Source organism: Caballeronia sp. J97 (assembly GCF_905220305.1).
Classification (GTDB): domain Bacteria; phylum Pseudomonadota; class Gammaproteobacteria; order Burkholderiales; family Burkholderiaceae; genus Caballeronia.
Genome location: NZ_CAJMZL010000037.1, coordinates 42,617 through 67,640, shown reverse-complemented (window position 1 = coordinate 67,640; position 25,024 = coordinate 42,617). Strand labels below are relative to the sequence as shown.

General features: G+C 58.2%; 20 protein-coding genes. 16 read left to right on the top strand and 4 right to left on the bottom strand.

Going from position 1 to position 25,024, the window contains the following annotated elements:
• Positions 1-151 precede the first annotated feature (151 nt).
• The 10 genes from U4Y90_RS31445 (at position 152) to U4Y90_RS31400 (ending at position 11,335) form a co-directional block, all read left to right on the top strand.
• Positions 152-442, top strand: coding sequence for a hypothetical protein (locus U4Y90_RS31445; protein ID WP_321800569.1), 291 nt, complete (start codon positions 152-154; stop codon positions 440-442).
• Between the two features lie 44 nt (positions 443-486).
• The gene (locus U4Y90_RS31440) at positions 487-774 is read left to right on the top strand and encodes a hypothetical protein (protein WP_321800568.1); all 288 of its coding nucleotides are present in this window, start codon (positions 487-489) and stop codon (positions 772-774) included.
• A gap of 128 nt (positions 775-902) precedes the next feature.
• Positions 903-2,219 (top strand): type II toxin-antitoxin system HipA family toxin, encoded by a 1,317-nt coding sequence (locus tag U4Y90_RS31435; RefSeq protein ID WP_321800567.1) that lies wholly within the window; start codon positions 903-905, stop codon positions 2,217-2,219.
• A gap of 561 nt (positions 2,220-2,780) precedes the next feature.
• Entirely contained in the window at positions 2,781-3,704 is a 924-nt protein-coding gene (locus U4Y90_RS31430) for a LysR family transcriptional regulator (RefSeq protein ID WP_321800565.1), read from the top strand.
• A 229-nt stretch (positions 3,705-3,933) separates the two neighbouring features.
• On the top strand, positions 3,934-5,385 hold the full coding sequence (locus U4Y90_RS31425) for a sulfatase-like hydrolase/transferase (protein ID WP_321800563.1): 1,452 nt from the start codon (positions 3,934-3,936) through the stop codon (positions 5,383-5,385).
• 15 nt (positions 5,386-5,400) lie between these two features.
• Positions 5,401-6,768: an FAD-binding oxidoreductase gene (locus U4Y90_RS31420; protein ID WP_321800562.1), complete on the top strand. Its 1,368-nt coding sequence runs from the start codon at positions 5,401-5,403 to the stop codon at positions 6,766-6,768.
• A 130-nt stretch (positions 6,769-6,898) separates the two neighbouring features.
• The gene (locus tag U4Y90_RS31415; RefSeq protein WP_321800560.1) at positions 6,899-8,206 is read left to right on the top strand and encodes an MFS transporter; all 1,308 of its coding nucleotides are present in this window, start codon (positions 6,899-6,901) and stop codon (positions 8,204-8,206) included.
• A gap of 105 nt (positions 8,207-8,311) precedes the next feature.
• Positions 8,312-9,559, top strand: a complete 1,248-nt coding sequence (locus tag U4Y90_RS31410) for a porin (RefSeq protein WP_321800558.1) — start codon at positions 8,312-8,314, stop codon at positions 9,557-9,559.
• A gap of 55 nt (positions 9,560-9,614) precedes the next feature.
• A complete protein-coding gene (locus U4Y90_RS31405; protein WP_321800557.1) occupies positions 9,615-10,364 on the top strand; it encodes an electron transfer flavoprotein subunit beta/FixA family protein in 750 nt (249 codons plus the stop codon).
• 20 nt (positions 10,365-10,384) lie between these two features.
• The gene (locus U4Y90_RS31400) at positions 10,385-11,335 is read left to right on the top strand and encodes an electron transfer flavoprotein subunit alpha/FixB family protein (RefSeq protein WP_415749434.1); all 951 of its coding nucleotides are present in this window, start codon (positions 10,385-10,387) and stop codon (positions 11,333-11,335) included.
• Positions 11,336-11,652: 317 nt separating this feature from the next.
• Here the strand turns inward: U4Y90_RS31400 and U4Y90_RS31395 are convergent, their stop codons facing one another.
• On the bottom strand, positions 11,653-12,129 hold the full coding sequence (locus U4Y90_RS31395) for an Lrp/AsnC family transcriptional regulator (RefSeq protein WP_321800553.1): 477 nt from the start codon (positions 12,127-12,129) through the stop codon (positions 11,653-11,655).
• Positions 12,130-12,269: 140 nt separating this feature from the next.
• Between U4Y90_RS31395 and U4Y90_RS31390 the strand changes: the two genes are divergently transcribed.
• From U4Y90_RS31390 to U4Y90_RS31365, 6 genes are all read left to right on the top strand, one after another.
• Positions 12,270-15,803 (top strand): indolepyruvate ferredoxin oxidoreductase family protein, encoded by a 3,534-nt coding sequence (locus tag U4Y90_RS31390; RefSeq protein WP_321800551.1) that lies wholly within the window; start codon positions 12,270-12,272, stop codon positions 15,801-15,803.
• A 14-nt stretch (positions 15,804-15,817) separates the two neighbouring features.
• Entirely contained in the window at positions 15,818-16,582 is a 765-nt protein-coding gene (locus U4Y90_RS31385) for a 3-hydroxyacyl-CoA dehydrogenase (protein ID WP_321800549.1), read from the top strand.
• A gap of 25 nt (positions 16,583-16,607) precedes the next feature.
• Entirely contained in the window at positions 16,608-17,795 is a 1,188-nt protein-coding gene (locus U4Y90_RS31380; RefSeq protein ID WP_321800547.1) for an acetyl-CoA C-acyltransferase, read from the top strand.
• A 13-nt stretch (positions 17,796-17,808) separates the two neighbouring features.
• A complete protein-coding gene (locus U4Y90_RS31375; RefSeq protein ID WP_321800545.1) occupies positions 17,809-18,942 on the top strand; it encodes an acyl-CoA dehydrogenase family protein in 1,134 nt (377 codons plus the stop codon).
• Between the two features lie 99 nt (positions 18,943-19,041).
• Positions 19,042-19,818 carry an enoyl-CoA hydratase gene (locus U4Y90_RS31370; RefSeq protein WP_321800543.1) on the top strand — a complete coding sequence of 259 codons (777 nt, stop codon included), beginning with the start codon at positions 19,042-19,044 and terminating at the stop codon, positions 19,816-19,818.
• Between the two features lie 712 nt (positions 19,819-20,530).
• Positions 20,531-20,845 carry a hypothetical protein gene (locus U4Y90_RS31365; RefSeq protein WP_321800542.1) on the top strand — a complete coding sequence of 105 codons (315 nt, stop codon included), beginning with the start codon at positions 20,531-20,533 and terminating at the stop codon, positions 20,843-20,845.
• Between the two features lie 687 nt (positions 20,846-21,532).
• On the opposite strand, the gene U4Y90_RS31355 is transcribed toward U4Y90_RS31365, so the two are convergent.
• Genes U4Y90_RS31355 through U4Y90_RS31345 form a run of 3 tightly spaced genes read right to left on the bottom strand, consistent with a single transcriptional unit; the run spans position 21,533 to position 25,018 of the window.
• Positions 21,533-22,453 (bottom strand): alpha/beta hydrolase, encoded by a 921-nt coding sequence (locus tag U4Y90_RS31355; RefSeq protein ID WP_321800573.1) that lies wholly within the window; start codon positions 22,451-22,453, stop codon positions 21,533-21,535.
• A 43-nt stretch (positions 22,454-22,496) separates the two neighbouring features.
• Positions 22,497-23,957, bottom strand: coding sequence for an aldehyde dehydrogenase (locus U4Y90_RS31350; protein WP_321800541.1), 1,461 nt, complete (start codon positions 23,955-23,957; stop codon positions 22,497-22,499).
• Positions 23,958-23,971: 14 nt separating this feature from the next.
• A complete protein-coding gene (locus U4Y90_RS31345; protein WP_321800572.1) occupies positions 23,972-25,018 on the bottom strand; it encodes a zinc-binding dehydrogenase in 1,047 nt (348 codons plus the stop codon).
• Positions 25,019-25,024 lie beyond the last annotated feature (6 nt).

Sequence of the window (25,024 nt, the reverse complement as noted above, 5' to 3'; positions counted from 1 at the left end):
GTAATCGAAGTTTAGGTGGGGTTGAGGCACGACGTGACCGATTGGTTTGTCAAAACTGCGTTGCGTTCATCGCATGGGCTGCCGTCTGCGCTCGGATTGGACAATGTTGAGTGCCACTCGATCAGAAGCTCATTGCTCAAAGGACTCGTCGATGATCCAACGACGTAAAGCCAGATCAGAAGACGTTGCCGACGAAGTCTTTGAAGAGCTTCAGCGACTCAGCGGTGCGATCGGCGTTGCTCTCGCTCCGACGTTGGCTGCGAAGGTCCTGGCCATCCCCGACGAACGGCTTGGGCGGATAGTTAAGGTCTACGTCCTGGAAGCCGCTCTTCAAGAACGTCTATTAAACCCGACTACCGATCCGGACGGCGACGTGACCTTAGGTATCTCTGTTGATGATTACCTTAATGCCTATCAAGGTCGCGTGATCGACAGCGACTGATAGAAACCGGTGCGCTCATCACTGAGGAAGAGTTGAGGACCGGTTTGAACATTTCGAAGACAGCATTCGTGAGAGCGGTCAATGCCGGTAGGATCTTCGGCGTCGGCATTGGGTCTGCCACGTACTATCCGCGCTTCTACCTATGCAGGAACATCGACTCGAAAGCGCTCGCTAAGGTGTCGAAGCTCTTGGCAAGCGTTGCTGGCTGGAGCAAATGGGATTTCTTCACGACGCCAAGTGCGTTTCTCGGCGACGCTACACCTCTCGAAGCCTTGATCGAAGGGCGCATTGCCGACGTCGCGCGGAGCGCACGCGGTTTTGCGGAGCGATAGGCGAGCATTCATGCCAACCGAGACCGGCCCGCGATGCGTTGAATATCCGTTTGGAGCCTTGCTAGCGGGCATAGCCAAGGTGATACCGAAGTTGCCGACGCGTCTGTCGGGTCGAGTACGGAGCGTTCATGGCTGAGAAGGAGCGTCCTGTGTGGGTGTGGCTGCCGGGCGAGAATAGGCCTGTTCAGTGCGGCACGTTCGGATGGTCACGGCGACGCGGTCGGTTTGCGTACAGCGAGGACTTCGAGGCGCGCGCCAATGCACTGCCAGTCGATCCGATCAATCTGCCTTTTTCGCGTTCGCACAAGCCGGCAATCACAACCAATATGAATGGGCTATTCGGCGTGCTGCGCGACGCGGCGCCGGACGGTTTCGGCCTTGATCTCCTGCTTGCGAGTTACGAAAACGAAACGCTTGATGAGGTGGAGCGCATGGACCTGACTCCAGGCGATGGCGTGGGGGCCCTCGAAGTGTGCCTGCCCGAGCAGCTCGAGCGAAAGATTAAGCTTTTACCCCCGACCTTCGAGATGCTGAAGGCCGAACTGGAAAAGGTCGAGCCTGGATACTCGGCCAGCCTATTGGTGCAAAAGCTGCTGGGCCCGGAAAAAACCACGGGCCTTGGGGGAGAGAAGGCGAAGGTGACTGTGTCCCTCGAGGGGGATCATGGAGCCGAGTGGTGGATCGCCAAACTGCCGGAGCGCGGCGGCGCACCCTTCCTGGCATCGCGTGAATTCGTGGCAATGACGCTCGCCAGAACGTGTGGGCTTGATGTGGCGGAGGTTCGCCACGAGCGCGTAGGGCCGCACGAGATCACCCTGGTGAAGCGCTTCGACCGTAAGGTTGTCGACGGCGGGGCGGAGCGATCGCTTTTTGCAAGCGCGGCGACGGCGCTTCGGCTGCGAAGTGATCAAACGCTCGAGGATCCAGAGCGCTCGTATGTCAAGCTTGCTCATGAACTGCGGCGCTGGTGCGCTGGGAAAAACCAGCCTTCTGCGCGGCAGCAGCGCGAGCTGTGGCGCCGGATGGCGTTCAACGCGCTCGTCGGCAACTACGACGACCACCCGCGTAACCACGGTCTGCTATACCGCGACGGGTCGTGGACGTTGTCGCCCGCGTACGACGTTGTTGCATATCCGCGCAGGCGTGGCGCTCAGGCAATGGCCGTAAACCGGCAGGGCACGCGCATCGCGACGCCAGCGACGTTGATTGCGGATGCGGGGTCGTTCTGCTACACCAATTTGGAAGCCTGGGACACATTGCAGGCTATGGCGCAGACGATTCATTCGGCGTGGCGCGAGCTTTTTTTCGAAGGGTGCGCAATGTCGGAAGAGAACGTTCGCAGTCAAGGGGCCGCATTCGAACTGGCGGCACAAATTGCGATGGGCGCGACGGGCGTCGACTTGGCAAAGCTTGAACGACGATCAAAGCGTGCCGCATCGAGATGACTGCCCCGAGGGAATAGCAGCTATCAGTGTCGAAGTCCTTTCGTTCGACTACGGCGCGACGGAACGAGGAGGCCGCGGCTAGGGCACAGCGACTTTGGCTGGCAATCGGATAGGATCGAGTCGGTCTCGCACGGGCAGCCGAGTGTCACCGCGCGGTTGTGCTTGATCAGCTACTTCCGGGATCGGCCAGTTGCTGTCGTTCGAAGCAGCTGCGACGCGGCCGTTCGAGCGACAGCTTCGCTCAGACAGCGGACTGTTTGCCGGGGACGACGCCATGCGAGCTAGGGCAACTGAGCTGTCTTTGGAGTGTGAGACTGTCCGGTCGCCCTACGCTGGTTAGCTGGGACTGGTAGCCCAGCATCATGCAGTGGGTTAGATGCCGATGCGGACAACGCCGTCATCGCTATGCCTGAGTTACAAAGCCGAGGCGTGGCGAAGAGCAGGACAATAGCGTTTGACAGTAGCGTCGTTGCCTCGTGCGCGCGCCCGGCCGCGCTTCCGCTACTATTTGGGGACTCGCAGTGCTCTTCTCACGCTCCACATCATGAACAATGTTTCGCGATGACTCTCCGTCAACTCCGATACTTCGTAGAGATTGCTCGTACGCGCAGCATCACCCACGCAGCAATCACCCTAGGTGTTGCGCAGCCGGCGCTAAGCACGCACATCGCCGCCCTTGAGAACGAACTCGGTGTACGCTTGCTCGAGCGACATGCAAAAGGAGTCGAGCTCTCGGAAGCAGGTGAGCGACTGTATGCCCGTGCCGTCGAGCTGATTTCTGGTTTCGATAATTTAAAGCGCGATGTGAACCAGACGGAAGACTCGCCTGTCGGCAAAGTACGTCTGTGCATCGGTGGAGCGATAGCAGCCATCGTTGCTCCGCCTTTGCTTCGTTCGATGGCAGAGAGATATCCGCTCGTAGACTTGCATGTCACCGATGCGCTGTCTCACGAAATTCAGATTCAGCTGGAAGCGGGCGCTGCAGAATTGGCCCTTATGCCGAACGCGGCCGAAATCCCAGGAATGAGCTCTACATCGGTCTTGGAAGAGCCGTTCATGCTTTTCGGCGCCACTGAGCTAATGCGCGACAAAGCATCATGTGTCCTGCTTGCCGACATCGCCGGATTCCCCCTTGCAGCTCCAGACCGTGCCTACGACGCGCGCAAGGTGATTGAGCGCGTTGCCGCAAACGCAGGGCTCTCGCTCGACATCCGGTACGAACTGAACAGTACGGGCATGCTGATTGGGGTCGTCAAAGAGGGATTGGCATACGCGGTCCTGCCGAGCAACCTTTGTCACGAGGCAGTCGCCACTGGAACGCTTTCACGGCGCGCAATTGACTCCCCGCTCCTCACTCGAGTCCAAGCAATCGTGTGGCTCAGCGACAGGATACTTACCCCAGCCGCCATGGCGGTTAGAGACCAGCTTGTGCAAACAGTGCGGCTCCTGGTCGCCAGCGGACGCCTTGAGGGACGAGCCGTCTGATTTTTTGTATACCGCCCCGCGCGTAGATAGGTATTTTCCCGACTGCCTTCCCAGTGCCGTCGCATGTGCGCGGTCATGGATGCGCTAAGACCATGATTATGTGTGTTTTTTTCTGTGTCAATCGGTATACAGAAAAAATTATACTTGGCCAGCCGAATTCTGTATTGGATTTGATTTGTCGCATAGGCGACCTTCTCCTTAAACGTGGAAACGTTCTTGGAGACGATAAATGGCTAGGCGCAATGTTGTTGTCATCATGTCCGACGAGCACGACCCCCGGATTATGGGTTGCTCGGGACATCCTTTTGTAAAAACACCGAATTTTGATGCTTTGGCGAGCCGAGGAACACGCTTCCCGAACGCCTATACCCCGAGCCCGATTTGCGTGCCCGCCCGTGCTGCTTTCGCGACCGGCATGCGGGTGCATCAGATTCGTCATTGGGACAATGCGATGCCGTATTTCGGCGCTCAGCGAGGCTGGGGGCATGTCCTTCAAGACCATGGCGTGCGAGTGGAAAGCATTGGGAAGTTGCATTATCGCGCCGAAGAAGACCCGGCCGGGTTCGACAAGGAGCACGTTCCGATGCACGTCGTTGGCGGCCACGGAATGGTATGGGGTTCTATCCGTGACCCGTTTAAGCCGCGTCATGACGGTCCACGCATGTTGGGCGAACGCATTGGGCCCGGGGAATCGACTTACACTGAGTACGACCGTGATGTCACCGCGCGCGCGGTCGAGTGGCTGAAGGATGCCGCTCAAGACCAGTCCGAAAAGCCCTTCGTCCTTTACATCGGACTCGTGGCACCGCACTTTCCGTTCGTGGTTGCCGAGAAGTTCTTCGACATGTACCCACCGGAGACAATGCCTGAGCCAAAGTTACACCCGGGCAGCGGCTATGTTCGTCACCCATGGGTGCAGGAATACGCCGATTTCATGGGCGGCGAACACTGGTTCACAGATAACGATGAGCGACTGCGAGCATTCTCTGCTTACTACGGACTGGTGTCTTGGCTCGATGACAATGTCGGCAAGATCATCCAGGCTATCGATGGATCGTCGCTCGCTGGAGACACCACGATTATCTATACGTCGGACCACGGCGATAATCTCGGCGCGCGGGGTGTATGGGGCAAGTCGACCCTCTACGAAGAAAGCGTCAAGGTACCGATGATTGTCACGGGCCCTGGAGTGCCGGTGTCGGTCAACGAGACCAGCGTTGACCTTATCGACTTGTTTCCCACGATTCTTCAGGGAGCTTCCATCGACCCTCAAAAGGAGATGGGTGAGCGTCCCGGTCAGTCTCTTCTCGAATTGGCGTCGAGCGCGCCGCAGAAGGACCGCGTCGTCCTCAGCGAGTACCACGCGGCCGGTAGCAACAGTGCTGGCTTCATGGTTCGCAAGGGCCGCTGGAAGTACCACTACTACGTGGGATTCCGCCCCGAGTTGTTTGACCTGGAGTCAGACCCGGAGGAACTCACCGACCTCGGCGAAAACCCGGAATTCGAAGCTGTGCTTCAACAGATGCATCAAGAATTGCTGGCTATCTGCGACCCGAACGAAGTCGACCGGATGGCCAAGGAAGACCAGGCAGCGCTTATCGAGCGTTTTGGCGGAATCGATGAGGCACACAAGCTCGGCTCGTCGACCTCGACCCCTGTAACCAGCGCCGAGACTGCCTGAGAAAAGGAAAGCATCATGGAAACAGTGTCCCTTCCCCTCGCGGCAATAGATGCCGGGTTACATGGCGAGGAAATTCAAGACCGCTTTCTCGGCGACTGGAGCGGCCTGACCATCGGCCGTCCGGCGGTTGTCTACCGCCCGACCAGTACCGAAGAAGTCTCACACATCCTCGCAGCATGTCATCGCGAAGGCCGACCTGTCACGGTGCAGGGCGGACTCACTGGCGTAGCTGGCGGGGGCGTGCCGGAGGAGGGCGATGTGGTCATCAATCTTGAGCGGATGAACAAGATTGAACACATCGATGAACTCGAGGGCATCATGCTCGTCCAGGCGGGTGCTACGCTTCAATCCGTTCAGGAGGCCGCTGCTGCGTGTGACTGGATGTTCGCCGTCGACTTGGGCGCGCGCGGTAGCTGCCAGGTTGGTGGCAACGCATCCACGAATGCAGGCGGTATTCGGGTCCTGAAGTACGGCACCATGCGTGACTCGGTCCTCGGCGTCGAGGCCGTTTTGGCTGACGGCACGATTGTCTCGTCGCTGAAGGGACTGGTAAAGAACAGCACGGGCCTTGACCCGCGGAATATCTTTGTCGGCTCGGAAGGGACGCTGGGCATCATTACTCGATTGACACTGCGGTTGCGGCCGCCAATGGGCACGCCATCCACTGCGATGGTCGCCACGGATTCATTTGAAAGACTGCCAGTTTTGTTGCGCAACCTTCGCCGACGCGTGGGTGATGCACTCTGCGCATTCGAATTTATGTCGGCCGAATATGTCGACATGGCGTGCAAGCTCACAGACACACCACGACCACTTGCGGAGGAACCCGCTTGGTACGTCCTTATTGAAGCGGCTGGCATGCCAGGTGAGTCGATGGACGAGAGATTGCAAGACGCTCTCAGCGCCGCGCTAGACGAAGGAGAAATCACCGATTGCGTTCAGGCATCGAACTTGTCGCACGCGATGAAGCTCTGGCGCATTCGCGAATCTATCCCCGAAGTTCTAACTCATATCAAGCGGGCCATCACCATGGATGTGGGGCTTCCGTGGGCGCAAACGGCGAGCTTCCTCGAATCCATTGAGAGTGAGCTCAAAGCAAAGTTCCCGAATGCACACCACCTCTGGTTGGGTCACCTTGGCGACAACAACTTGCACCTCCTCAGCGGCCCACTCGACGAGCATGAATACGAGCAACTCGAACCGTTCGTGTTCGAGGCGCTGCGCGGCCGGGAGGGAACCATCAGCGCCGAACACGGAGTTGGCCGCCTCAAGAAGCCATTTCTCACGGTTTGTCGCAGCGAAGAGGAAATTGAGGTAATGCGTCGTGTCAAGAAGGCGCTCGACCCGCAGGGCATTCTCAACCCGGGAAGAATCCTCGACTGACCGGCTTAAATGCGATGGACTCTCGATGGTCGGGTGTCTGTCGCAAATGCGACGAACTCCGAAGTCCCAACTGCTTAACACGCCACCATGCCTTCTAGAGAGCGTGGACGCAACCGAAATGGAGACGATAATGACGTCAGCAGCTCCCGCAGTAACAAAGGCTAGCGAGACCCAAAGCAGGCGTAGTTGGAAGACGGTCATTCTGGCGAGCCTCGGTGGTTCGTTAGAGATGTACGATTTCATCATCTACGGCGTCTTTGCAGCGGAAATCTCCCGCCAGTTTTTTCCGAGTAACGATCCTCTCATCTCTCTCATTAGTGCGTTCGGCGTGTTCGCTGTCGGATACGCTTCTCGGCCGCTTGGGGGCATTGTGCTGAGTAGTCTCGGTGACCGATTCGGTAGGCGAGGCGTCCTTCTGGTTTCGGTCTTCGCGATGTCGATTTCTACGATTGCGGTCGGGCTGACTCCCGGCTACGCCTCTATCGGAATTGCAGCACCAATCCTGCTCATTATCTTCAGATTCTCGCAGGGCTTCTTCCTGGCCGGCGAATTGCCGTGCGCAATCACCTATGTGGTCGAAGAGGTTCCGAAACGAGGCGGCTTCGTCACAGGCGTGGTCATCTTTTGCGCAATCGCAGGCATATTGGTTGCGACAATCGTCAGCCTCATCATTCATTCGGTAATGCCCGCCGCAGATGTCGACGCGTACGGCTGGAGAATCGCGTTCGGTCTCGGCGGCGTGATTGGAATCGCGTCCTACTGGGTTCGGACTTCGCTGGAGGAGTCGCAGGAATTCCAGAAGATGCGAAGCCATGTCGCCAAGCGCCCCTTCAGACAGCTTCTGCGTTCCCATCCGGCGCAAATCGCGGTTGCCATCGGTGTCGCGGCGATTGTGAACGGCTCGAATAGCCTCTTGTTCGTGGTCCTGCCATCCTACTTTTCACGCGTGCTTCACTACAGCGCCGACAGCCTCAGTGTCGCCCAAAACGCGGGCATCGCCGCCATGGCCGTCTCCTTGTTCTTTTTCGCGTGGCTGAGTGATGCGGTGCCGGCAAGGTTGATTCACAGGGTGGGCGCAGGTCTGATTCTTCTGGGCAGCATTCCACTATATGAGGGATTGATTTCTCACAACATCTCGCTTCTCACTATGTTCATCGTGCTTGGAATGGTCGGCGGCTTTGTGAACGGCACGTATGGCTATCTCCTCGCTGACTTGTTCCCGACGCAAATTCGTTTCAGCGGCGTGGCGCTTTCATTGAACCTTGCGACCGCATTTTTTACCGGAATGACGCCGCTGATTGTCACCCAGCTGCTCAAATGGACGGGTTCACTAACTGCTCCCGCGATGTATGCCGTCACATGCGCGGCAATTGCGCTCATCGCCGGATTTTTTGTCAAGCGATACAGCGGGAACATCACGCACAAGAATCAAATCTGACGCTACCTTCGGTAGAGAAAGAAGAGACGAGCTACCGACAAAATTATCGGGTTCCGCCATTCGTGTCAGTAGTACAACTAAAAATATAGTCAATTAGGAGACGACGTGAAGAAATCTGTTTCCATGCCGTTAGCTGCTGCGGCTGCAGCGCTTTTCGCTTCATCGAGCTTCGCACAAAGCAAAGTCACGCTTTTTGGCCTTATCGATGAGGGATTCAACTATCTCAGTAGTGCGCAGACGGCGCGGCCAGCAAGCGGACCTGTTGGCCATTCGCAATATTCCCTGCAAGATGGCGCGACTGGTGGGCTCGGTGGCAGCCGTTGGGGACTTCGCGGTGAGGAGGACCTTGGTGCGGGTTTGACTGCGATATTCCAGCTCGAAGGTGGCTTCAGCATCAATAACGGGACGTTAGCCCAAGGTGGCGCGCTGTTTGGTCGACAGGCATATGTCGGGCTGAACAGTAAGAGTCTGGGCGCAGTCACGCTCGGTCGCCAATATGATTCGGTGGTCAGCTTTGTCCAGCTCTATTCCGCTGCAGCGCAGTGGGGTGGCTACATTGGTGCGCATCCGGGTGACATCGACAACCTCGTCAACACGCGTCGAATCAACAACGCTGTCAAGTATTCCAGTACCGACTTTCGCGGCCTCACGTTCGGCGGTCTCTACAGTCTCGGAGGTGTCCCCGGAAGCGTCGGACGCAACCAACTCTGGTCCGCAGGCTTCAATTATTCGAATGGCCCATTCGGTATCGCCGCTGCGTACTTGAACGCACGCAATCCGAACTTCTCATTCTTCGGTACAAATCCGAATAACGGGACAACTGTAGCGAGCAACAATTTCGGCTCTGCCGGCAGCGCGACCGCACCGGAGGTAAATACCATCCAGGCCGGATACGCTTCTGCCAATACGGCGCAAATTATCGCCGCAGGTGCTTCCTACAAAATCGGCGCGGCGACCTTGGGGGCTGTCTACTCCAACGTTCAGTACCGTGGACTCGGAAACACCGCCACGTCCGGACCGAATCCGCTGGGCTATACAGGCTCTGCAGTCTTCAATACCGCCGAGGGAAACTTCAAGTATCAAATCACACCGGCACTCCTTGCGGGAGCTGCTTACGTGTTCACGAAAAACTCAGGTGCTGGCGGCCTTGGTCATGCGATTTATCAGCAAGGTTCGACCGGGCTTGACTATTTTCTCTCAAAGCGGACCGACACTTACATGATTCTGGTCTACCAGCATGCAAGCGGAACCGACTCGCTAGGGCGCCCTGCTATTGCCAACATCATGGGGCAGACGGCATCTGCGAGCAATCATCAAGTCGCCCTCCGACTTGGTATTCGACATAAGTTCTGACAAAGCAATGCCGCCGGAGGCGGCGGTAGGTTACACGCAATTCCAGGAGATTTAGATGAAGGTTCTCGTCGCAGTCAAACGTGTTGTGGACTACAACGTGAAGGTGCGGGTCAGGTCTGACGGTACGGGGGTGGACATTTCGAACGTCAAGATGTCAATGAACCCGTTCGATGAGATTGCTGTCGAGGAAGCCGTTCGACTGAAAGAAGCAGGGGTCGCCACTGAAATCATCGCTGTTTCGGCTGGGACGACCCAATGTCAGGAGACGCTCCGTACTGCGCTGGCAATCGGCGCCGACCGGGCGATACTCATCGAATCGAATGCAGAGTTGCAACCGCTGGACGTCGCAAAGCTTCTGAGAGCACTTGTCGAGAAGGAGCAGCCGACGCTCATTCTCCTCGGAAAGCAGGCCATCGACGACGACTCCAACCAAACAGGGCAGATGTTGGCCGCGCTCGCTCAGATGCCGCAGGCCACCTTCGCCTCGCAAATGTCGGTCGTGGATGGTAAAGCGATGGTGGAACGCGAAATCGATGGGGGCGCTGAAACGCTATCTCTGACGCTTCCGGCGGTGGTGACCACAGATTTGCGGCTGAATGAGCCACGATATGTGACGTTGCCGAACATCATGAAGGCGAAAAAGAAGCCGTTGGAGACGCTGTCGCCAGCGGCGCTCGGTATCGAGATTACCCCTCGACTGCAAACGCTGAGGGTCGCCGAGCCTCCGTCGCGGGCCGCAGGGACGCTTGTACCCGATGTGAAGACTCTGGTCGAGAAGCTGACGAACGAAGCAAAAGTGCTGTGACGAGCGTAACGGAGACGGTGATGAACCTAGTAATCGCAGAACACGACAACGCAAGCATTAAGGCGGCTACGCTTAATACCATTGCCGCCGCAGAGAGAATTGGTGGTGATATTCACATTCTTATCGCGGGGGCCAACGCTCGGGCAGCGGCCGAGCAGGCAGCTTCGATTCCTCTGGTGTCTAAGGTGTTGCTGGCGGACGCACCTCATCTCGAAGGCCAGCTTGCAGAGAATGTCGAGGCAACAATCTTGGCCATCGCGAACGGCTACTCGCACATCTTCGCCCCAGCTACCGCGTCCGGAAAGAACGTGTCCCCTCGCGTGGCGGCGAAATTAGATGTCGGGCAGATTAGCGACATCATCGGTATAGTAAGTGCGGATACCTTCGAACGACCGATTTACGCGGGCAACGCCGTCGCAACCGTTCAGTCGTCTGACACCGTGAAGGTCATCACGGTTCGCGCCACGGCGTTTCCTGCAGTGCAGGCCGAAGGTGGCAGCGCGCCCATCGAGGTCCTTGCTGCCGTCCCGGATACTGGGCTTTCGCAACTTGTCAGCCGAGCCGTAACTAAGCTGGAACGACCTGAGTTGACCAGTGCGGAAATTATCGTGTCGGGCGGCCGCGGACTTGGGAGCGGAGAGAAATACACAGAGATACTTGAACCGCTCGCGAACACGCTCGGTGCAGCACTCGGGGCATCGCGCGCAGCCGTTGATGCGGGGTTCGTTCCGAATGACTATCAGGTGGGGCAGACGGGGAAGATTGTTGCCCCTGAACTCTATATCGCCGTCGGAATCTCCGGTGCCATTCAACATCTTGCAGGGATGAAAGACTCGAAGGTCATTGTCGCAATTAACAAAGACCCGGAAGCGCCGATTTTTGGGGTCGCAGACTATGGTCTTGTTGGCGACCTCTTCGCGCTGGTGCCGGAATTGCAGGCACGATTGGATAAGGGTGATGTGAGTATTTAGAAGCAAGCGCCGTGATGCTCGGTCAAGATTCTGTTCGCAGCGAAGCCGCGCGACAGGCCAACGCGGATGACGCATCACTATGGCGATGGTTTTGTGCGCTTTACGATGAAGGTCGCATCAGATGGTGCAGGTCGAGCCAGGGATGGCTTGTGAGCGTGGACCACAAGCACGTTGCGACCCATCTCGATTTTGATGCTGCCATTCGAGCAGCATGCGTGCGAGTGTCGTCTGGCACTCGGAAGACATCGAAGTCATTACACCAGGACGGCGCTTGAACCAGTCGACCAAGCTAACGAGTCCGAGCCTGGTCGACTTTTCTATGACTCATCCCGAGTTCGCACAGGGAGCGTCGTTTTGTAGTGAACTCGACGCAGCGCAATTGACGTGTTGATGTCCCGCACGCCAGCGATTTTTGCGAGCTTCTCCATGACAAATCGTTCGAGGCCGGCTATGTCGGGAGCAACGACTCGCAGCATGTAGTCAAACGCGCCGGTCATAAGGTAGCACTCCATCACCTCCTCAAAATTCGCTATCTCCTGCTCAAAGCTCTTGAGCAAGGGAGCGCTCTTCTTGTCTACAGCAACCGAAACGTATGCGCTGACAGGAAACCCCGCCTTGTCTTGGTCTAGCAACGTCACATGCCTGCTGATAATGCCGCTTTCTTCGAGTATTCGAATGCGCCGATAGAACGGAGACAGCGACATGCCGAGTGACTCAGCGAGGTCCGCTGCTTTGATGTGAGCATCGTCCTGGAGGGCTTGGAGGATTCGAACATCAACACGGTCGAGCTTCATTGACCAGCATCCTTTAAGCAGCAGATACGCGTGGGAAAGATTGCTAATTTTCGGGGTATTTGAAGGTCAGGTTAGCACACTTCGCCTCACCCAAATACCTAGAATCAAGTGGTACGCAGAACATATTCGGAGACACCCCAATGAACATGCGAGAGCCCGATGTTGAGCGCGCCATCGATGGCGATTACCGGTTAGAGGACCGCTACCTTCGTGAGAAAGGTCCTGTATTTTTGACTGGCACGCAGGCCCTCGTGCGAATCCTCTTCGAGCAGGCACGGTGCGACAAACGCTCGGGCGTCAACTCTGCCGGTCTCGTCTCAGGCTATCGCGGCTCGCCTCTCGGCGGGCTCGACCAGGAGCTCTGGCGCCAGCGCAAGCTCTTGAAAGAAGCGGACATCCGTTTCGAACCCGGCCTCAACGAAGACCTTGGCGCAACGATGCTCTGGGGCGCACAGCAAATCGATGCGTTTCCTGGAAAGCGAGTGGATGGCGTTTTCTCGATGTGGTACGGGAAGGGTCCGGGTGTTGACCGTACGGGCGACGTCTTCAGAAATGCGAACATTCTTGGCACGTCACCGCGTGGTGGGGTGCTGGCAATCGCTGGCGACGACCACGCCGCACAGTCTTCGATGTTTCCGCATCAGACGGACCATATTTTCGAAGGTGCGATGATGCCAATCATCTTCCCTTCGTCAGTCGAAGAGTACGTGAGCTTCGGCCTGGCGGGCTATGCGATGTCCCGTTTCTCTGGTCTCTGGGTGGCCTATAAGGCGATTACTGAAACCGTCGAAAGTGGACGCTCAATGGTAGTTGGCCCGAGCGACGTAGCGAGCTCTGGCTTTTTCACGCCTTCGGACATCGAGATTCCAGACGGTCGTGGATTCAACTACGACGCGAAACTGCGCTGGCCATCCGAACGCAGCGAGCTCGAACGACGCGTCATCGAAGAGCGACTCCCCGCCGCGCTCGCGTTCGCGCGCGCCAATCCATTTGACCGAACCGTTGTTCGACCCACCAATGCTCGGGTCGGAATTATCACGGTGGGCAAAGCGCATGGCGATGTTATCTCGGCTCTGAACAAGCTCGGGCTCGACGCAGATGAGCTTGAGCGCCTGGGCATCGGCGTCTACAAAATCGGCATGACTTGGCCGCTCGAGAGCGCTGGAATCCAGAAGTTCGCGCGTGGCATGTCGGCGGTCATGGTTGTCGAAGAAAAGCGCTCGTTTGTTGAACGTCAAATCAAGGAGGCACTTTTTAATCTGAAAGCGTCCGACCGGCCCGATGTGTACGGCAAGACGCTTGGCGACGGCAGTGTTCTCGTGCCGCCGACGATGGAGGTCTCTCCCGGTCAAATAGCCGAGAGCATCAAGAAGTTCCTGTCGTTCACTAATGTAACGATTGAAGCCGCGCCTGCTTCGGTTGCCGCTCGCCCCACGAGGAAGTCGATTCCTATCCTCACCAGTGGCGAAGCGGACATCCTGACCCGCAAGCCTTTCTTCTGCGCGGGATGTCCTCACAACTCGTCGACGAAGCTCCCGGATGGCTCATTCGCCGCCGCGGGTATCGGCTGCCATATCATGGCTTTGGGAACCGTCGATTCGACGGCCACGTTCTGCCAGATGGGCGGCGAAGGCATTCAGTGGGTCGGCATGTCGACCTTCACCGAGATGCCACATATGTTCGTGAATCTTGGCGACGGAACGTATCAACATTCTGGCAGCCTCGCCATCCGGCAAGCCGTGGCGGCCAAAGCGAACGTCACCTACAAGATTCTCTTCAATGACGCGGTCGCGATGACGGGCGGTCAACCGACCGAGGGCGGACTGACGGTGCGTCGTGTCGTCGAACAGGTTCAAGGCGAAGGTGTTTCCAGCGTCACTATCGTTACCGACGACACGAGCAAGTACGACTCGAACTCCGTGCCGGGTACGGCAAAGGTGGTGCACCGCGACCAACTGGATGCGCTGCAGCGGACTTTGCGCGAGCAGAAAGGTGTTTCCGTTATCGTCTATGAGCAAACGTGCGCAGCGGAGAAACGCCGGCGCCGTAAGCGTGGGAGCATGCCGACACCGCCGGCACGTGTGGTCATCAATTCTTCCGTTTGCGAGGGCTGCGGCGATTGCTCCGTGCAATCGAACTGCATCGCAATTGAACCGCTGGACACCGATGTTGGCCGCAAGCGCGCGGTCAATCAGTCGACTTGCAATAAGGATACGACCTGCGTTAAGGGCTTCTGCCCCAGCTTTGTGACGGTCAAAGGACTTCAGCCTCGCAAGCCGGACCAGAAGAAGATTGAGGCCGTGGAGAAGGTGCTTCAGGCGAAGCTTTTGCAGCCGTCGCCTGTGCTCGCTGAAATCAAGCGCCATGCGCGCATTGTCGTCACGGGCATCGGGGGTACGGGTGTGGTGACCATCGGCGCGATTCTTGCCATGGCCGCTCACCTGGAAGGTCGCGGAGCGTCCACGCTCGACTTCACTGGGTTGGCGCAGAAGAACGGCGCTGTGCTCAGTCACGTCCAGATTGCGAGCAGTCGTGCGGAGATTGCTACCTCACGTATCGAGACGCAAAGCGCGAACGTCCTCCTTGCGTGCGACGCCGTCGTCGCGGCCTCGAAAGATGCGCTGTCGCGGCTTGTGTACAACTCGACCCATGCAGTTGTGAACACTCACATCACACCGACCGCCGACTTCGTGAAGAACGGCGACTTGGCGTTGAGCGAGGCGGCCTATCGCAAGGCAATCGAGGCATCGGTGGGTGACGCGTCGTCTTCCTTCTGGAACTGCAACACCGCGGCTGAGACCATCTTCGGCGATTCCATCGCCTCAAACATGATGATGGTTGGGTTCGCGTTCCAGCGCGGTTTGATTCCTCTGTCGGAAGCCGCTATCGTGCGCGCCATCGAATTGAACGGCGCCGCGGTGGCGATGAATAAGCGCGCGTTCCTCTGGGGCCGCCTGATTGCGCAAGACGCAAAGAACGTGGACTGCCTGACCGGAAGCCTTTCGTCGACGGAACAACTCTTCGAAGTCGAGAAGTTCGCGCACGCTCGCATGGACGATTTGACTGCGTATCAGAACATTGCGTACGCACGCCGGTACAAGGCACTCGTCGACCGGGTGAAGGAACAGGAAAGCCGCGTGAGCGGCTCGGCGGGACCGCTGACAGAAGCCGTAGCCCGAAGCTACTTCAAGGTGCTTGCATACAAGGACGAATACGAAGTCGCCCGCCTGCACACTGACGGCAGCTTCCAAAAGCAACTCGCGGAGAACTTCGAAGGGACGGGCAAGTTCACGTTCCACATGGCCCCGCCCGTCATCTCGAGCTACGACAAGGAATCCGGTCGTCGCAAAAAGGTTGCCCTGCGTGGATGGTGGCTCAAGCCGATGCTGAGCGTGATGAAGCACGGCAAGGTGCTGAGAGGCAGTGTTCTGGACCCGTTCGCTCGCCAGAGTGACCGCCAGATGGAACGCGCGCTTATTCGCGAGTTTGAAGATGACGTGCAGTTGGTTCTTGCGAACCTCTCGGAAGCCAATCAGAAGACCGCAGTCGAGTTGGTGACGCTCGCGATGTCGATTCGTGGGTTTGGCGTTATCAAGGAGAACAACTACCGCGCAGTCCAGCAGAAGCGTCGTAGTTTCAGAACTCAGTTGTCGAACGGCCTCTGCCGAGCGTGAGATAGGAGACTTTAATGCTCATTGAAAACAGCGTAATCATCGTGACCGGTGGTGGCTCTGGCCTTGGCGCCGCTACTGCTCGAAAATTGGTCGAGCGCGGCGCTTACGTCGTCCTCGCCGACGTCAACGAGAAGGCGGGAGAAGACACGGCTAAATCGCTCGGCGAGCGCGCCCGATTCGTTCGTACCGACGTGACTAGCGAAGGGAGCGTGGCTGAAGCAGTCGGTCTGGCAAGCCAGATTGGCCCGCTCCGCGGGCTGATTAGCTGCGCGGGCGTGGCGCCTGCTGAAAAGGTGATTGGTCGTGAAGGCCCTCACCGTCTGGCCTCCTTTTCTCAGACGGTCAGCATCAACCTCATCGGCGCATTCAACGCGATGCGGCTTTGCGCGGAAGCGATGTCGAAAAACGAGCCGGATGCGACGGGTGAGCGGGGAGTCATCATCAACACTGCGTCGGTCGCAGCGTTCGATGGGCAGGTCGGTCAAGCTGCCTATGCTGCATCGAAAGGTGCCGTTGTGGCCATGACCCTTCCTATCGCCCGTGAGCTGTCGCGCTTCGGTATCCGAGTGATGACCGTTGCCCCCGGAATTATGGAAACGCCAATGCTTCTCGGCATGCCGCCTGAGGTCCAAGAGTCGCTCGGCAAGATGGTTCCCTTCCCGTCGCGCTTGGGCAAGCCCGAAGAATTCGCGCTGCTGGCGGAACACATTCTGACGAATACCTACCTGAACGGCGAAGTTATCCGGCTCGACGGAGCCATTCGAATGGCCGCCCGATAAACATAGCCAAGGGAGAGAGACCCTCATGAGTAACGACCCCATTGTCATCGTATCTGCCGCCCGCACTCCGATGGGCGGCTTCCAGGGTGAGCTGGCCTCGGTGACAGCGCCGCAAGTTGGCGGCCACGCTGTGAAAGCCGCCATTGAGCGCAGTGGCATTGCCGCAGACGCCATCGACGAAATCGTACTGGGCTGCGTTCTGCCGGCTGGTTTGGGTCAGGCGCCTGCCCGCCAGGCGGCCATCGAAGCAGGCCTGCCTCTGTCGGTCCATACGTCGACAGTCAGCAAAGTGTGCGGTTCCGGCATGAAAGCGGTGATGAACGCATACGACACCCTTCGCGCCGGTAGCGCAGATGTCGTGGTCGCTGGCGGGATGGAGTCAATGAGCAACGCGCCTTTCCTTCTGCCGAAGGCGAGAGCTGGACTTCGGATGGGACACGGTCAGATTATTGACCATATGTTCTTCGACGGTCTCGAAGATGCGTACTTCGACCGTGGTCGCCTGATGGGCACGTTTGCTGAGGATTGTGCGGAACGTTTTAATCTCACCCGCGGCGACCAAGATGCCTTCGCCATTGGTTCGACCACAAAGGCTCAAGCAGCCATCCAGTCGGGTGCTTTCGATTGGGAGGTGGCGCCAATCTCGGTCGCGGTCAAGGGCGGCGACGTTCAGATTTCGAAGGACGAGCAACCTTCGAAAGCGCGATCTGACAAAGTGCCGACGCTCAAGCCCGCCTTCCGAAAAGACGGCACGGTGACCGCGGCGAACAGTAGCTCCATTTCCGACGGTGCAGCGGCGCTCGTCATGATGCGGCAGTCCACGGCAGAGCGTCTGGGCGCGAAGCCGATTGCAGTGGTTTCCGGACACGCGACTTTTGCCGATGAGCCGCGCTGGTTCACCACTGCGCCGATTGGCGCGATTCGACGCCTGCTTGCCAAGACAAACTGGGCGGCCGATGATGTTGACTTGTGGGAAATCAACGAAGCATTCGCAGTCGTAGTGATGGCCTGCACGAAGGAGCTCGCGCTGGACCCGACGAAGGTCAACATCCATGGGGGAGCGTGTGCACTGGGGCACCCGATTGGAGCGTCTGGAGCGCGAATCCTCGTTACGTTGCTCGGTGCCCTGCGCAAAACCGGTGGCAAGCGCGGCATCGCCAGCCTGTGTATCGGCGGCGGCGAAGCCACCGCGGTCGCAATCGAAATGGTCTGACGCGGAGCCGAACATGATTCTCACGCAAGAACACGAGATGGTTCGTGACTCCATCCGGACCTTCGCATCAGAACGGCTTGCTCCGCATGCTGCGGAGTGGGACAAAAGCCATATCTTTCCCGCCGACGCATTGCGAGAACTCGGCGAACTGGGTGCTCTCGGAATGGTGGTAGAGGAAAAATGGGGCGGCGCCGGGATGGACTACATGAGCCTGGTGCTCGCAATCGAAGAAATTGCTGCGGGCGATGGCGCAACGTCCACCATCGTAAGCGTCCAGAATTCCCTCGTTTGTGGAATCACGTCGAAGTACGGATCTGATTCTCAGAAGGAAGAGTGGCTGAAGCCTTTGGCGAAAGGGCAAAAGCTTGGCTGCTTCTGTTTGACCGAGCCGCACACGGGCTCGGACGCATCGGCTCTCAAAGCAACCGCTCGACGAGACGGTGACGAATGGATTCTGAACGGAGTGAAGCAGTTCATCACCACCGGCAAATATGCAGATGTGGCGCTTGTCTTTGCCGTGACTGATAAGGCTGCGGGCAAGAAAGGCATTTCCTGCTTCCTTGTACCGACGAGAACGCCGGGTTACATCGTCGCCCGACTCGAAGACAAGAGGGGCCAACACGCGTCCGACACCGCTCAAATTATCTTCGAGAACTGCCGCATTCCCGCCTCAGCCATGATGGGGAAGGAAGGCGACGGTTACAAGATTGCGCTCTCAAACCTCGAGGCCGGCCGCATCGGGATTGCTGCGCAATCGGTTGGAATGGCGCGAGCTGCGTTCGAAGCCGCAGTGCGGTACGCGAAGGAACGCGAGACTTTCGGAAAACTGCTGGTGGAGCATCAGGCGGTCAACTTCCGTCTGGCCGACATGGCCACACAACTGGACGCAGCCCGTCTGATGGTGTGGCGCGCGGCAACGCTCAAGGATGCCGGCAAACCGTGCCTGACCGAGGCCTCCATGGCAAAGATGTTCGCGTCCGAAATGGCCGAGAAAGTGTGCTCGGATGCCATCCAAGTTCACGGTGGCTGTGGCTATATTTCCGATTTTCCGGTCGAGCGAATCTACCGTGATGTACGTGTCTGCCAGATTTACGAAGGTGCGAACGACATTCAACGTTTGGTCATCGGACGGGCCATTTCTCAATAGTGGGTGCCCCCTGATGGACGGCCCGTGAAGACAAGGCAGCAACCTCACGGACGCCCTCGCTACGCGAAAGTCTCCGACTGATCCAACTGACGAAAACCCATGATTGATGTTTCAGAACAGCACGGCGGAACGGTGGTATTGCTCACCCTTAACCGGCCGCCAGCGAACGCATTCACCCCAGAGGGTCTTGAGACGCTTCGCGAAACCTTCCGCCAAATTGACGAAAACAAGCGGATTCGGGCAGTCGTAATCACCGGACACGGACGGAAGTTCTTCAGCGCCGGTGCTGACTTGAACACGTTCGCATCGGGCGACCGAGAGGTGGCGCGGCATGCTGCTGCCAAATTCGGAGCCGCTTTTGAAGCCATTCAAAACTCGAGAGTTGTGGTCATCGCCGCCATCAACGGATACGCGATGGGTGGCGGTCTCGAATGCGCATTGTCTGCCGACATTCGTGTCATTGAGAAGCAAGCCCGGGTGGCATTGCCCGAAGCAGCGGTCGGCCTTTTGCCGTCAGGTTGCGGAACGCAAACGCTTCCATGGCTCATCGGCGAGGGTTGGGCCAAGCGGATGATTCTTACAGCCGAACAGGTGGATGCCGATACCGCCCGGCGGATTGGACTGGTCGAGGAAGTGGTCGAGAAAGGTGCCGCGGTAGGGGCCGCGCTTCAGATGGCGTTACGCGTAACTAAGTTGAGCCCCCAAGCGGTAGCTGTCAGCAAGTCGTTGATTCATCTTGCACGACAAGGTGTTCCCCGCCACGCAGCCCTGGCGCTCGAACGCGAGCGGTTCGTTGAACTTTTTCAACATCAAAATCAGTGCGAAGGCGTCAATGCGTTTCTTGAAAAGCGCGAACCCCAGTGGTCAGCAGACTGATTTCCCCAGCCTACGATATCGAAGCCTCCCACCATCGGAGCTGCCGAAGTGGATGCGAAGAAGCTGCCGTGGGGTCAATCCGGTGCCTGGCAGAATTCGAAAGTAGATCGTGAATTACACTTTGGCGGATAATTCGAGCTAGTGGACGGCAACGGGTATCCTGCGCATTTGCTTCTTAAAATGCAGCCAGATATTGCCGGCCGCTCTGTTTCACAGGCGTGACCGCCAGTCCGTCCAGTACGGACAAGCAAGCTGCGGTGCGCCTTGCCATACGTTACAAATTCTGAGTGCGCCGGGAGACCGGCGAGGCGTAGGTGGTGCAAGTCCATTGCGATGAAGGAATAGCGAACCACATCGGCCCCGAGCCGTGCAGAGGTCATCGCATGAATGCCCCAACTGCTCCGTTATCTGCCCTTGGACTGCTGACAACGCGAACGTCGCCAATGGGTCGGCTTCTGCCGGAGCAGCCAGACTAGACGACGCGCCTGATCGACGGCCTCCCAAAATTGTGTCGGACAGAACGGGGCCCACCTGTTCCGCCGGTCGACATGCGCCGCTCCGCTCGCTGAGTGGCCCGGATTTTCGGTCCAGAGTATGCTGGCAAGATATTTTTCAAACCGGTTCTGATATGGTACTGATTCGCAGCGAGCGCAAGCTCCGCCACCCAGTGCATTGGCAACACGACGTCGTACGATGGGCCCACCAAGACGATTTGATCATCGCTCTCGTGCCGTCGCGGAATGACTTCGATGTTGCGTTCGAACTTGTCCGCGTAAAGCTGGAAGAGTTCCGGCGTCAGGAACTCGCAACCAGCGGCAGATTGGTTTTGGATACTGCCGGTGCTTGGATATGGCCGGACAGCCGAGTCATTGATTTCGATAGATACACGCGCCAATACAACCTCGCTCGGCTACGCATCGCCTTAGCCCTGGCTGACGGCGAGAGTCTAGAAGCCGCTGGTAATCGTCAGTTCGCCGAGCATAGCGAGGTGCTCGCCTGGGCTCAACGAGCATTGCTTGACAGATAGCACGCGCAGAAGCGGGCGAAGGGTCCTGCATTGCGAGCGAAAACCACGGTCAAAGTGAGAGGTCGCTCAGTCCTCGACCGTTGCCGTGACAACGATGAATTATTACGTCTCTAACGAATCGAGATCGAGGCGGCGTTCTTCGTCGTTGCTCCAAAGCAGAGGAGGTTGGGACCCTGAAGCGGACGGCACGACGCGTTCGCCTCAGTCAAGTAGCCGGCGAAAAGACAGGCATTAAAATTATGGGAGTTATCTAAATAGAGGGCTGATCGAGCCAGACTGATGGCCGCACATTGCACGATAGGGTGGCTAGGGAGGTGAAGGGCTCGACCGTGTTCCCCTGATCGGCGGCGCTGACAGATAACGACCGAATGACCGGACCACGTTCCGAATGGTGCAATGTTGGCATGAGAACGCAATCCCTTCGCTTCGTGTTGGCTCATATCGTGGCCAACAGGCTCCGATTGCAAAGGTCGCCGCAGCAGGTTGCTGGGTGGCTCAAACACGTCCGGCTGGGCAACGACAATCACCACGTGTCGCATGAGACCATCTATCACAGTCGTTTCATTCTGGCGGGGGGGCGTTGCGCAAAGGAGCTGACCTCCGAGAAGCGTATTTATTCGCTCCACTAAAGCATCGCCATGCTGTCCGGGCTACCTGGCGTACGCTGAACCCGGACAGCAAGGACCCTCACACGTACTCTTTATAAAACGGGATCAGTTTGGCAAGAGCCTGGGCGACCGGCTCCGGTTTGTCGTACAGATCGTAATGCGACCAACCTTCGACGACGACAAGCTCCTTTTTCTTCGACGCTGCACGGCCAATAATTTCGCAGCCGTCTCGATACGCCCCAAAGGCACCCACCTTGTCCCCGACCACGACCATCAGCGGCTGTGTAAGCAGTACTTCCGCCAGGTGGAACGCGTCCCAGCCGACCGCTGCGGCCTGGTGCGAGAACAACGAACGATTTAGACCGTTCGGTTTCTGTCCGCGAGGCGTGCGATAGTACTCGGTCGCGCCCGTTACGTCAGTCTCCGTGATTCCGCGTTTCTTCGCCTCCTCGGGGGACGGCGGGAGAAGATCATCGACGCGCAATGAAGTACCGCGTGCTTCGGCCGTGCGCTGCTTCGCCATTGCTTCCAGCGCACCGATGGGATCGTAGCCGCTGAATCCCTCACGCATAAGTCTGCCATAGTTGGCGCCTGTAACGGTTCCCACTGCCTTGATGCGACGCTCGGTCATCGCCGCGTTGATCGCGTAGCCGCCACCGCCGCAGATGCCGAGCACGCCGATGCGATCTTCGTCGACATAGGGTAGCGTCACCAGATAGTCCGCGACATGGCGGAAATCCTCCACGCGCAGCGTCGGATCTTCAATGAAGCGGGGCACGCCTCCACTTGCACCCTGGAAGCTGGCGTCGAAAGCGACGACGACGAAACCTTCCTTGGCCAACGCCTCACCGTAGACGTTGCCGGACGTCTGCTCCTTGCAGCTACCGATCGGGTGAGCACTGATGATTGCAGGATACTTCCCGGCTTCGTTGAAGCCCGGAGGAAAATGAACGTCGGCCGCAATATCCCAGTACGGTGTTTTGATGCTAACGGTCTTCATATGACTTACCTCGATGGACATAGCTACGTTCACCTTGCAGGCGTCAGGCCAACACGATCGTCTTGGATTCCATGAAAGCCATCAAGCCCTCGATGCCGCCCTCTCGCCCGATTCCAGACTGTTTGAAGCCCCCGAAGCCGATTGAAAAATCGGTGCGGGGACCGTTATGTCCGACCGTGCCGGATCGGAGTTGCCTGGCCGCTCGCATCGCTCGCTCTCGATCGTTGGTGAAGACGGCCGCGTTAAGACCAAATGGCGTGTCATTGGCGACACGGATTGCGTCTGCTTCGTCGTTGACCGGAATAACGCTGAGCACCGGGCCGAAGATTTCTTCCTGAGCTATCGCCGACCGATTGTCGACGTTGCCGAACACGGTCGGTTCGAAGAAGAATCCACGTTTGATATGCGGCGGTCTTCTGCCTCCCGTCGCAAGCAAGGCGCCTTCTGCTACGCCCTTGGCGACAAATCGCTCGACCGTATCGCGCTGGCGAGCGCTTGCGAGCGGGCCCGACGTCGTTTCTACCTCGAACGGGTCGCCCAGCACGATTTTTCCCGCGACGTCGGACAGCGCCTGGACCATCAAGTCGTGTTTGTCGCGCGGCACGATCACACGGGTAAGGCTGTGACAGATCTGCCCGGTGTTATAGCCGAAATACGACTCTCCCAGCGTCCGGGCAGCGGTCTCGATATCGTAATCGTCGAGGACGATTGCGGGCGATTTGCCGCCAAGCTCGAGCGTGACACGCGCCACGCGATCGCCGGCAATGGACGCGATCCTCCGCCCGGCGGCAGTCGAGCCGGTGAACGTGATCTTGTCGACGCCGTGATGACGAACGAGTTCTTCGGAAACGTCGCGATCCGCCGTTACGACGTTGATCACGCCGGGGGGAAGGCCGATTTCCTCGCAAATCTCCGCGAACATATAGGCAGAGCATGGTGCTTCCAGAGGTGACTTGATGACAACCGTGCAACCCGCGAGCAGGGCGGGTGCTGTCTTGTAGGCCATCAGTCCGGCAGGGCCGTTCCAGGGGATGATTTCAGCGACGACGCCGACGGGTTCGAATACGCGGTATGCCTGGTTTCCCGTGACCGCGCGATGTTCCTCCTCGAACGCGAACGTCGATGCCATTGCCGCATACTGACGGAACGCGCCGCTGATGAACAAGCCGATACGCGGCTGAGCGACTTTGTACACGATGCCTGTTTCGGTCGACCATACGCGCGCGAAATCATCGTTGCGCTCTTCAAGACGCTGCGCGAACCGTTCGAGATACGCCGCGCGTTCCTGCGGACTCAGGCGCGGCCATGGTCCCGTGTCGAAGGCCTCACGAGCCGCGGCCACGGCGCGCTGCATATCCGCTGACGAAGCCTTGGCCACCGTTGCAACCACTTCCTCCGTCGAGCAGTCGAGCACTTCGAACGTTTCTTCGGTCGACGGTGCAACCCATTCACCGCCGATGAAAAGGCGCCGCGGATGCTTCAGTTGAATTGTTCTTGCTGACATTGATACCTCTTTCGTCAGAATAGGAAGACGCCTTTGCCACCCGTCTGATTGTTGAAGTTTGCGTAGGCTTCACTCGCTTGCTCGAGCTTCCACTCGTGGGTGAAAAGCCGATCCACTTCCACGCCGTGATGCGCGATAAAGCGAGCACACTCCCGCATGGCAATTTCGGAAAAGGTGAAGGATCCCACCAGCATCCTTTGCTTGCCGATGAGATCTTTCATGACGTCGAGGGTGACATTTCCGCCCACGGCGACGAGAGCAATACGCCCCCAAACCTGCGTGCTGCGCACCGCCTGACTCCTCGCTGATTCGACGCCCGCGCACTCCACGGCGCACGAGACACCCTTACCACCAGTGAGCTTGAGAATTTCATCGACCGGGTCCACCCTGCTTGCATCGATCGCGTGCGCGACGCCGAACCCCTTCGAGCGTTCGACGCGTTGCGGGTTGATGTCGATACCGAACACCTCGACGCCCATTGCGGCCGCGAGCTGCGCCGTCGAGAGTCCTACAGGACCCAGGCCGTAGACTGCGAGCGAATCGCGTGCGCTGATATTCAGGCGCAAGAGGGCACCATATGCCGTACCGGTGCCGCAGGCTACGGCGGCGCCGCCTTTGAACGAGACGTCCGCAGTCAAATGCACCAGCGACGAGACGGGCACCTTCATGAAATCCGCGTGCCCACCGTGGCTCGATACGCCATAAATACGTGCACCGTGCTCGCAGAGCTGAGTCCAGCCGGTTCTGCAGTGATCGCAGCAGCTACAGCCTGCGTAGTGAAAAACCATCACACGATCGCCGACCTTGAATGACCTCCGGTCGACGTCCGGTCCGACAGCCGCTATGACACCGCAGGGTTCATGTCCGCCGATAACCCTGTCGGACTCGGCGCGATCCGCAAGTCCGAGCATGGCGAGCGAATGCTTCATCCCATCCCGGTAGTAATGCAAGTCTGTGCCGCACATTCCTGAAGCCTTCATTTCGATGATGGCCTCTCCCGTGCCGGGAACGGGATCGTCGAAGTCACCGACTTCGACCCTGCAATCGCCTTGAAAAATCATGCCGCG

What these genes read in the sequence shown, in the direction of transcription:
- U4Y90_RS31445 (WP_321800569.1), top strand. Translation starts at nt 152, where the DNA reads ATGATCCAACGACGTAAAGCCAGATCAGAAGACGTTGCCGACGAAGTC.
- U4Y90_RS31435 (WP_321800567.1), top strand. Translation starts at nt 903, where the DNA reads ATGGCTGAGAAGGAGCGTCCTGTGTGGGTGTGGCTGCCGGGCGAGAAT.
- U4Y90_RS31430 (WP_321800565.1), top strand. Translation starts at nt 2,781, where the DNA reads ATGACTCTCCGTCAACTCCGATACTTCGTAGAGATTGCTCGTACGCGC.
- U4Y90_RS31425 (WP_321800563.1), top strand. Translation starts at nt 3,934, where the DNA reads ATGGCTAGGCGCAATGTTGTTGTCATCATGTCCGACGAGCACGACCCC.
- U4Y90_RS31420 (WP_321800562.1), top strand. Translation starts at nt 5,401, where the DNA reads ATGGAAACAGTGTCCCTTCCCCTCGCGGCAATAGATGCCGGGTTACAT.
- U4Y90_RS31415 (WP_321800560.1), top strand. Translation starts at nt 6,899, where the DNA reads ATGACGTCAGCAGCTCCCGCAGTAACAAAGGCTAGCGAGACCCAAAGC.
- U4Y90_RS31405 (WP_321800557.1), top strand. Translation starts at nt 9,615, where the DNA reads ATGAAGGTTCTCGTCGCAGTCAAACGTGTTGTGGACTACAACGTGAAG.
- U4Y90_RS31400 (WP_415749434.1), top strand. Translation starts at nt 10,385, where the DNA reads ATGAACCTAGTAATCGCAGAACACGACAACGCAAGCATTAAGGCGGCT.
- U4Y90_RS31395 (WP_321800553.1), bottom strand. Translation starts at nt 12,129, where the DNA reads ATGAAGCTCGACCGTGTTGATGTTCGAATCCTCCAAGCCCTCCAGGAC.
- U4Y90_RS31390 (WP_321800551.1), top strand. Translation starts at nt 12,270, where the DNA reads ATGAACATGCGAGAGCCCGATGTTGAGCGCGCCATCGATGGCGATTAC.
- U4Y90_RS31385 (WP_321800549.1), top strand. Translation starts at nt 15,818, where the DNA reads ATGCTCATTGAAAACAGCGTAATCATCGTGACCGGTGGTGGCTCTGGC.
- U4Y90_RS31380 (WP_321800547.1), top strand. Translation starts at nt 16,608, where the DNA reads ATGAGTAACGACCCCATTGTCATCGTATCTGCCGCCCGCACTCCGATG.
- U4Y90_RS31375 (WP_321800545.1), top strand. Translation starts at nt 17,809, where the DNA reads ATGATTCTCACGCAAGAACACGAGATGGTTCGTGACTCCATCCGGACC.
- U4Y90_RS31370 (WP_321800543.1), top strand. Translation starts at nt 19,042, where the DNA reads ATGATTGATGTTTCAGAACAGCACGGCGGAACGGTGGTATTGCTCACC.
- U4Y90_RS31355 (WP_321800573.1), bottom strand. Translation starts at nt 22,453, where the DNA reads ATGAAGACCGTTAGCATCAAAACACCGTACTGGGATATTGCGGCCGAC.
- U4Y90_RS31350 (WP_321800541.1), bottom strand. Translation starts at nt 23,957, where the DNA reads ATGTCAGCAAGAACAATTCAACTGAAGCATCCGCGGCGCCTTTTCATC.
- U4Y90_RS31345 (WP_321800572.1), bottom strand. Translation starts at nt 25,018, where the DNA reads ATGATTTTTCAAGGCGATTGCAGGGTCGAAGTCGGTGACTTCGACGAT.